The organism is uncultured Rummeliibacillus sp., from assembly GCF_934216135.1.
GTDB lineage: Bacteria > Bacillota > Bacilli > Bacillales_A > Planococcaceae > Rummeliibacillus.
In genome coordinates this window covers 1-6,560 of sequence record NZ_CAKQBI010000059.1, presented here as the reverse complement: position 1 = coordinate 6,560, position 6,560 = coordinate 1, and the positions used below count along the sequence as shown (strand labels likewise).

General features: G+C 35.4%; 9 protein-coding genes and 1 pseudogene. All 10 read right to left on the bottom strand.

Annotated elements, in window-relative coordinates; all coding sequences use genetic code 11:
- Window positions 1-96: 96 nt before the first annotated feature.
- A complete protein-coding gene (locus Q0977_RS17565; RefSeq protein ID WP_299516244.1) occupies window positions 97-396 on the bottom strand; it encodes a Nif11-like leader peptide family natural product precursor in 300 nt (99 codons plus the stop codon).
- 36 nt (window positions 397-432) lie between these two features.
- Window positions 433-570 (bottom strand): annotated as a pseudogene (locus Q0977_RS18330) (T7SS effector LXG polymorphic toxin); the annotation flags it as partial.
- 147 nt (window positions 571-717) lie between these two features.
- Window positions 718-1,092: a DUF2750 domain-containing protein gene (locus tag Q0977_RS17560; RefSeq protein WP_299516242.1), complete on the bottom strand. Its 375-nt coding sequence runs from the start codon at window positions 1,090-1,092 to the stop codon at window positions 718-720.
- A gap of 12 nt (window positions 1,093-1,104) precedes the next feature.
- A complete protein-coding gene (locus Q0977_RS17555; RefSeq protein ID WP_299516240.1) occupies window positions 1,105-1,458 on the bottom strand; it encodes a polymorphic toxin type 8 domain-containing protein in 354 nt (117 codons plus the stop codon).
- A gap of 238 nt (window positions 1,459-1,696) precedes the next feature.
- Entirely contained in the window at window positions 1,697-2,851 is a 1,155-nt protein-coding gene (locus tag Q0977_RS17550; RefSeq protein ID WP_299516238.1) for a suppressor of fused domain protein, read from the bottom strand.
- A 410-nt stretch (window positions 2,852-3,261) separates the two neighbouring features.
- The gene (locus tag Q0977_RS17545) at window positions 3,262-3,768 is read right to left on the bottom strand and encodes an SMI1/KNR4 family protein (protein WP_299516236.1); all 507 of its coding nucleotides are present in this window, start codon (window positions 3,766-3,768) and stop codon (window positions 3,262-3,264) included.
- 16 nt (window positions 3,769-3,784) lie between these two features.
- Window positions 3,785-4,402 (bottom strand): sugar-binding protein, encoded by a 618-nt coding sequence (locus Q0977_RS17540; RefSeq protein ID WP_299516234.1) that lies wholly within the window; start codon window positions 4,400-4,402, stop codon window positions 3,785-3,787.
- Window positions 4,403-4,463: 61 nt separating this feature from the next.
- Window positions 4,464-4,736: a hypothetical protein gene (locus Q0977_RS17535; protein WP_119415223.1), complete on the bottom strand. Its 273-nt coding sequence runs from the start codon at window positions 4,734-4,736 to the stop codon at window positions 4,464-4,466.
- A 433-nt stretch (window positions 4,737-5,169) separates the two neighbouring features.
- Complete coding sequence (locus tag Q0977_RS17530; RefSeq protein WP_119415224.1) at window positions 5,170-5,604, bottom strand: SMI1/KNR4 family protein; 435 nt, start codon at window positions 5,602-5,604, stop codon at window positions 5,170-5,172.
- Between the two features lie 14 nt (window positions 5,605-5,618).
- The coding region (locus Q0977_RS17525) for a hypothetical protein (RefSeq protein ID WP_299516231.1) at window positions 5,619-6,560 on the bottom strand (942 nt) is incomplete at its 5' end.

Below are 6,560 nucleotides of genomic sequence, written 5' to 3'. Positions count from 1 at the left end.
ACCTTTTGTGCTTTTGAAAGCAGCTGATCTTTCACCCCAGCACCATTCACCACATTGTAAGGCACAACACCTACATTCGCATAAGCTAATTGATTTCTAGGAGCATATGCTCTCTATTGTTTTTACGGGATGCAAGACGAAATTGAATAGTCCTTTTACGAATTCTTTTCCTGCTTTGTAGGCACCTTTTTTGATACCTTCTGCGGTTTCCCACAAAGTAAGGAGCTGTTTTTGTTCATCGGTTAGATTTTCTTCACCTAGTTCTTTTGCGAGTTTTAAAAATTCTTCTATGGTATATGCATTTGCGAGTTTCTTTTGTAACTCTTCCTTCGTATCAGTGTCTTCTCTAGAACAAGTATTTTCTAAAAGTAATTCATCGATTTGATACTTCTTCAATGTGCCCACTTTATAGTTTTCTAGTTGTATCTTTCCACTTTTCGTATGTGATTGAATACAATCTATGTAGTTTTGCATTTTCTGCACATAGTTGGATAATTTTTCTAATGTTTTACTTTGATTGTAATCAAATTGATGGATTTTTTCTACCGTATCATGGGGGTGTTTACACAATCATAAATTCAAACATAAAAAGAAAAAGCCCCTAACCTCTTGAGAAATTAAGGACTTGATCTGTAGTTTATTTTCTGAAGTTCCCTTTGGCTTGAACCTAGTCTTAATATAAGATATATTTTATTAAGCAATTCAAGGTTTTAAAAATCAATATTTTTTTAACTCATCTGCTAAATCTAAAAATAATGTATCAATATCCAATACTGAGGAGTCCACATTATTCCAAAATATGGAAGGTTTGATACCATCTACTTTCATCCCAGGTAACCATTCTTGCATAAAATCCTCAAGTTCTATCTTTTCTGCTTTATAGTTCTTCCAATCATCAACTGCACATAAATTTGCGAATTCTTTTTTCGGCCAAAAGGGCATTAGAGGATTTCCATTATCATCTTCTGAGATTGCCCACCCATCATCGAACAATCCCCACACCTCTTCAAAGTCAGCTACTTTCTTTATAAAGTATTCATACCTTTTTGAAGCAGGGAGAGTACTCACTACTTCAATTTCTTTGTTATTCAATAACAATACCTCCTATTTTATCCTCTTTCCATAGCCATCATGTTTATGCTGAGTTCTATGACTTCTTATAGTTTGAAGGTCACTATATTCATATCCATAACCTTTTCTTGCTTCATAGCCACGTCTATGTGCCAGATTATATCCTTGTGGAACTCTTATACTTTTTCTCTTTCCTATTTTCATTTCATTTATATCACGTTTTATTTCACCTCTTAAAGCTGTAGATACTTTATCATCATTTGCAATCGCTTTAAGTCTACTTTGTTTACCTGACCTTCCAGGATTACCTGTACCCTTACCGCTACCCTTCGTCTCCACCTTCGCCATAGAAAGCAGCTGATCTTTCACCCCAGCACCATTCACCACATTCTAAGGCAAACACCTACATTGGCATAAGCGAATTGATTTCTAGGGGCATACGGCAATAAATCTAAACCAGAAATTTTTTTGTGCTGCACCTTTTACCTTGCTGGCGCAGTCTTTGGAAGATTTAAATTTTCTATATCAAAAAAGCCCTTCAGCACAAAAGAGGCAAAGGACTTAATTTGTAACCAATTGTTAGAATTGTTTCAGTGCCTGGCATCTGCTCTTATTTCTTATTTTATTATTGCAATACGCCAACATTTATTCTTTGTATGTCCAAAACATCTGAAATCCCTTGCTCACTCATTTTTTTTAGTAAATACTCATATCCTTTTTCTAATGCAAGAATTTTTTCTTCTTCATAAATAGGAACGAGCGAATAAATTTTTATATCTCCCTGTTTAGTATGGACTTTATCTAGCCCAACTTCTTTAGGGCGACATAGCATTATACTTGATAACTTTGTATTTGATGCAAATGCCTTAGGGGGTTCTCCATTTGGAAGAATAACACCTTCTTCAATCCATCCATCGTAAATATGAGGAATATGAGCCACTTTTCTTAGCCAATCAATCGGCCAATAGTGGTCTTGATCTTTCATATCGTCTTCCTCAACTGTCCAACTTGAAGGTAATTTTAGTAGCAATTCTGCATATTTGAAAATGCTCTCCTCATTTGAATAGTCCATAGGTTCATCACTCATACCTGTTGTAACAAGCGTTACAAAATTTTGATTCATAGATGGAGGAATAATATGAATATTTACAGATACTCTACTACCAGGAACAATCTCACTTATACTGTTTTTTACAGGACCAAAATATTTAACCACACGCTGTAGAAGCTCATCATGATGATCTTGATTGCTATTGTTTGATTCAATAGAAGTAGTTACTTCTCCTTTTTGATTTTCCAACAACCTGACGATTTCATTTTGCCCTTGTTCCCTTGCAAAAGCTAATGCATCCATATTTTTCATAGCTTCACCATTATATTTAATATCTATATCTATACCTTTTTCAACTAATAGTTTTGCAATATCTACATATCCATTACTAATTGCACCGAACAATGGATTTCTTTCTGGTTCGCTTACGTCCATATCGGCACCACAAGATAATAAGTATCTAACTATATCAATATGTCCTGCAGAAGCTGCTTCGTTCAATGCTCCTCCACCATATACTCCGCCTTGCATATTAATATTTGAACCAAGCTCTACAAGTTTTTTGACTATCCCTAACTCTCCTCTAGAAGCTGCGACATGAAGCCACGATCCGAAAGGAGTCATCATATTTAAAAGGTCAGGATCAGAACCGATTAGTTCAACTACTTTTTCAATATTACTTTCTTTTATAGCAGAACGAATTTCTTTTGCAACTTGTTTACTTTCCATTTTCAACTATTTCCTCCTTTTTGCAATATCGCCAAGTTTCTCAAGCATTTCTACCATATCATCTCTGTCTCCACCAGAATCCCTTACTTTTTTAATTTACCTATATAAAGCAAACATCCCCCTCTCACATTAACCATTGTTTATTGCCACGAGCTTTGTCATTATCGTTTATTTAGTCACTATTCCATACAAAAAACTACCTCCTGCATGTAAAATGTCATCTCGCCTAATTCTCACACTTTTCTTCCTAGATCACTGTTTACAAATTACTCCTTGACGGTCCAGCCTTCATGAGCTCTCGATTCTCAAACAAATTATTTTCTTTTTGTCTCACTCAATATCAGCTGATTTAATATAAATAAAAAAAACCCTTGAAAAGCTTTAAGCCATTCAAGGTAACAAGTAAAATTTTACTCTATTTCAATTCCGTCATAAGCATCTCCTAGGGATTCAAAATCATCACTATACCAATACCAACTCTCACCTTCTCCTTTACTTAGTAATATTCTATTTAATAAATCAGTAAATGAAATTGCTACAACTGTACTACTACCTACTATACCATGAGAATCCCAGTGACTATCATAGCATTTTCCTAACCTGTCAGGATGTAAATCAATCGATAAATAATTACCACTACCTAGGTCACCTAAAATATACCAATGTGAGGAAATATCATATTCGCATTTTTCCCCCACAATTATAGGGTTTGCTAGCACAAATTTATCAGAAGGAACGATAGAAACGCCAAAATCTACATTAGTAAACAACTCCACTCCTCCACAAATCGTATAAAATTCAAGTAAATCTTTCGGAAGAACGTCACCCTGTTCAATATTTTCTGGAAGTCCTTGAGGTGGGTAAACTTTACAGTATTTTGTTTCATTTATTTTTTGAAGAATCTCTTTTATACTCATAATAGCCTCCTAATTATTAGTCAAGTGTATATAAAAATTTATTTAATTGTCTGTAATATTCTCTCCTAGTTAATTCCGTAACCTTTGCAGCATCAAACATATCTTCTGATAATTTTTGTATCTCTTTAGGACTAACATTTTTCCAATCAACTTTCGCTCCTACAGGTCTACCTGTTCTCTCCCGTAGCCATTCTCTATAGACCTTTTTAGTTGCTTCGTGCATCCCACCATTATTCCTATCTGTGAGAGCAACTGTCGGTGACTTACCAACTTTTTCTTTATATCCTGGAATATTTTGCTTTGCCCACTCATTCATTACTCCATGATGATTTTCGAGACCGTGCTTTCCATTTGCAGGACGATAAGAAACTACATCATACTCTTTTACAACTTTTACCGTACCCTTAGTCTCCATCTTCGCCAAAGAAAGCAGCTGTTTTTCCGCCCTAGCACCATTCAGCGCATTGTAAGGCACAACTCCTGCATTGGCATAGGCTAATTGATTCCTAGGGGCATACGGCAATAACTCGAAACCAGAAATTGCACCTTTTACTTTGCTGGCGCCGGCCTTGGTAGCAACTTTCGTTGTTGCCATTCCGGTTTTTGATACAGCGCCCAGACCCTTTGTTCCCACTGCAGACAATCAGAGAAAGGCTTGATTATAGCGGCCACTCAAGGTTTAGTATAAATATCTTCTAATATAATAACTCTTTAAATAAGTTTTCTGCCCTGTGTAATTCTTTTAATAAAGGATTTTGATAATCATCAAAACTATCCATATAGGCTCTCACACCACCAACAATATTTATTCTGTTTAAATCTTTATTATTTTTAAGTATTTCCAGTGCATTCTTATATCTCTTATATATTAATTGAAAAATATCTTTTTTTATTTCGTTAGGATATTCATTTTCAAGAATATTTATTACCGTTTTAACTTGGCTAGTTAATTGCACTTTCTTATCCATAAAATCCTCCTATCTACTTTTCGTATGTGATTGAATACGATCTTTTTAGTTTTGCATTTTCGACACATCGTTGGATAATTCTTCTAAAGCTTTACTTTGATTGTAATCAAATTGATGGATTTTTTCTACCGTTTCATGGGGGTGTTTACACAATCATAAATTCAACCATAAAAAGAAAAAGCCCCTAACCCCTTGAGAAATTAAGGACTTGATCTGTATCCTATTTTCTGAATTGTTTCAGTGCCAGGCACTAGATCTTAGAAGGCTTCGATTGGATGCGCGATTGCATCGATTATACTTTCGTTGTGTCAAAATATAATTAGAATTCTATTCTATCAAAAAAAGCCCTTCACCCCAGAAGTGGCTAAGGACTTAATTTGTACCCTATTGTCAGAATTGGTACCTGGTACCTAAACCTTACTGGCACCAAAACTTAACTCAAAAAGGCAGGTAACCGAATTAACCATTCTTCAAAGTTATTAGCTTCTTTTTCTATATTATTTTCTTCATGCGAATAATAATAAACTCCTGTGTTTGGACACTCACTGGAAAGAAGGCAAAAGTAGTCACCATTACCTATACTATAAAAGGGGATAAAATCTTCCTTCCATACACCTTGTTTCATTTCGTAATCATAAGTAAATTCAATAGTATCATTTCCATTCGTTTTACCATTTGATACATTTAAGATATCTCCTGGAAATGAATATTCCGACATTAACTCAATAAAAAACTTAAATTCTAATGGAAATTGACATCCAAATTTTTTTTCAATTTTGTCCCATTCACTTGCCAAAGGAGTATCTAAATTTCCTATTTCTTTGTCTAATATACCATCTAATAAATTTGCAACTTCATCTCTTGTCAATTACTCTTCCTCCTTTAAATTCCTTCGCCTGGTAGTATATACTCTTTTCCTCTTTCTTTATAATGCTCTCTAATCTCCTTGGCTCTTTGAGATGGAGTTAATTGTGAAGCTTTATTATGACGTGTATGATTTCCTTCCCCTCTATGTGTACTTTGTTCTAATTCATCTAATATCCCACCATTTTTAACAGGAACTTGTTGTCTATGGTGTGCTTCTATATTTTTAATACCATGGGTCATTTTAGTCGTTGGTCCTTTTCCTTGACGCATTCTTATAACTTCTTCTATTATTTTTGGTTTGTATCTTACTGGAGGTATAGACATGGGTGGGTCTGGATTTGGATAATTTGATGGACTTAGTTTAGCATTCCCCTTGCTCTCCATCTTCGCCAAAGAAAGCAGCTGATCTTTCACCCCAGCACCATTCACCACATTGTAAGGCACAACACCTACATTCGCATAGGCTAATTGATTCCTAGGGGAATACGGCAATAAATCGAAACCAGAAATTTTTTCTACTGCACCTTTTACCTTGCTAGCACCGGCCTTGGTAGCGACTTTCGTTGTTGCCATTCCGGTTTTTGAGACTGCACCCAATCCTTTTGTTCCCACTGCGGAAAGTCCAATGGTTCCTAATCCATAAGCAAACCATTCCGCACGGGATTTGGCGTCTCCGTTGATCACATCTCGTTCATACGAATCACGGATCGCCTTCGAAAAATAATCGAGCGTTTCGATTGGATGCGCAAGTGCGTCGATTGTACTTTCTATGGTTTTTACTGGATGCAAGACGAAATCGAATATTCCTTTTACGAATTCTTTTCCTGCTTTATAAACACCGTTTTTGATACCTTCTGCAGTTTCCCACAAGGTGAGGATTCGTTTTTGTTCATCGGTAAGATTTTCTTCACCTAGTTCTTTTGCGAGTTTCAAAAATTCTTCTAGGTTAGTTGTATT